2 protein-coding genes and 1 pseudogene are annotated in these 2,108 nt (G+C 55.9%); all 3 read left to right on the forward strand.

What is annotated here, in order from left to right:
* Positions 1-323, forward strand: a pseudogene (locus H6F43_RS11840) (hypothetical protein); the annotation flags it as partial.
* An 84-nt stretch (positions 324-407) separates the two neighbouring features.
* Positions 408-1,379, forward strand: a complete 972-nt coding sequence (locus H6F43_RS11845) for an aldo/keto reductase (RefSeq protein ID WP_190342965.1) — start codon at positions 408-410, stop codon at positions 1,377-1,379.
* A gap of 72 nt (positions 1,380-1,451) precedes the next feature.
* The coding region (locus tag H6F43_RS11850) for a pitrilysin family protein (protein ID WP_190342966.1) at positions 1,452-2,108 on the forward strand (657 nt) is incomplete at its 3' end.

The raw sequence follows: 2,108 nt of genomic DNA on the forward strand, positions 1-2,108 counted from the left end.
CGGCGGCGTCGGTGCTAGAAGTCTACCAACTGCAAGCCGGACGATATGAATTGCAGACAGCAAACGCAGACGATCGCTACTGGATCGCGTCGATGAATCTATTTCTTGGAGTCTGGCAGGGCACCAAGGAAGCTCGTACGGGTGCTTGGCTACGCTGGTGGGATGCGGCAGGAAGTCTGCTGCTGTGGGCAGTGGAGCGAGTTGAGGTCGTTGAGACGATCGCCGAACAAGAACGCCAGCGTGCCGAACAAGAACGCCAGCAGAAAGAGCGGTTGATGGCATACCTGCGATCGCAGGGTATCGACCCAAACACGCTGCTGTAGCTTGGAAACCTAACCTCTGACGCAGGGACGATGCTCTAAGCTGATGCCCTGATAGAGTGAAAGCACTGTCAGCAATACTCCACTATGGATACACGCGAACTTGGCACATCCGGCATTCAGATTACGCCTATCATCACGGGAACCTGGCAGGCAGGTAAAAGCCAGTGGGTCGGCATCGAGGACGCGGACACCATTAAAGCCATTCGTGCTGCGTTTGAGGCTGGCGTTACGACCGTCGATACGGCCGAAGTGTATGGAAAAGGGCACTCAGAGCGAGTCGTCGCCGAGGCGCTGTCGGACGTGCGCGATCGTGTCGTGTATGCCACTAAGGTTTTTGCTAACCACTTAAAATACGATCAGGTCATCGACGCCTGCGAAGGGTCGCTGAAAAACCTGAAGACTGACTACATTGACTTGTACCAGATTCACTGGCCCTCCGGCACATTTGGCAACGAAGTGGTGCCGATCGAGGAAACCATGCGGGCGCTAAATGACTTGAAGCAGCAGGGCAAGATTCGGGCGATCGGCGTCTCAAATTTCTCTCGCGCTCAATTGGAAGAAGCCTCGCAGTACGGACGCATCGACAGCATACAGCCGCCCTACTCGCTGTTCTGGCGCTATGTGGAGAAAGATGCGGCGCCGTACTGCATTGAGAATCAGATCTCGATCATTGCCTATTCATCCTTGGCGCAGGGATTGCTGACGGGTAAATTTGGACCGGACCACACATTCGACTCTGCCGACAACCGCGCGAAGAACAAACTGTGTCAGGGCGAGAATTATCAACGAGCTCAGCAAGCGTTAGACAAACTGCGACCGATCGCCGACCGTCACCAAACCAGCCTTGGCAACGTGGCGCTGGCGTGGCTAATTGCCCAACCGCAGGCAAACGCGATCGTGGGTGTTCGCAACACCGAGCAAGCGGTTGACAATGCCAAAGCCGGATCGCTGAAGTTATCCGATGACGAACTCGCAGAAATTGACGCGATCGGTTGCCTCGTGACGGACTCACTGGCGGACGACAACCCCAACCCCGTGATGTGGAACTGGAGCTAGGAGGCGTCACTATCCGCAGCAGAGTGAGGGCTGGCGCATTAAAATAGGTGAATACTCACTTGAGAGCACGGCATGACTTCAACGCTGCTTCCCGGTTCGGCTGTTCGCACGCTCAATGCTCCGACCGTTCACCGCTCTCCCAGCGGATTAACGATCGTTGCAGAACAGCTTCCGGTAGATGCCGTGAATCTCAACATCTGGCTGAGTGTTGGATCTGCGATCGAATCCGATGCGATTAACGGCATGGCGCACTTTTTGGAGCACATGATCTTCAAAGGAACGTCTCAGCTTCGCAGTGGAGAATTTGAGCGGCAGATTGAGGAGCGCGGAGCCGTCACCAACGCTGCCACCAGCCAAGACTACACCCACTACTACATCACCACTGCGCCGCAGGATTTTGCCGACCTTGCACCGCTACAAGTCGAAGTCGTCCTCAATGCCAGCATTCCCGACGATAGTTTTGAGCGCGAGCGCCACGTTGTTCTCGAAGAAATCCGTCGATCGCAGGATAACGCCCGTCGCCGCACCTTCCAGCACACCACCGAGCTGACCTTCGATCGTCTGCCTTACCGTCGCCAAGTCCTTGGACCCACTTCGGTCATCGAACAGCTCACTCCCCAGCAGATGCGGGACTTTCACACCCACTGGTACCAACCCCGCGCTATGACTGCCGTTGCCGTGGGCAATCTTCCGGTGGACGAGCTAGTACGGATCGTAGAAGACAGCTTT

Source organism: Leptolyngbya sp. FACHB-36 (assembly GCF_014695955.1).
GTDB lineage: Bacteria > Cyanobacteriota > Cyanobacteriia > Leptolyngbyales > Leptolyngbyaceae > FACHB-36.

Excerpts from the sequence above, each read along its gene's own strand:
- H6F43_RS11845 (WP_190342965.1), top strand. The coding sequence starts at position 408 with ATGGATACACGCGAACTTGGCACATCCGGCATTCAGATTACGCCTATC.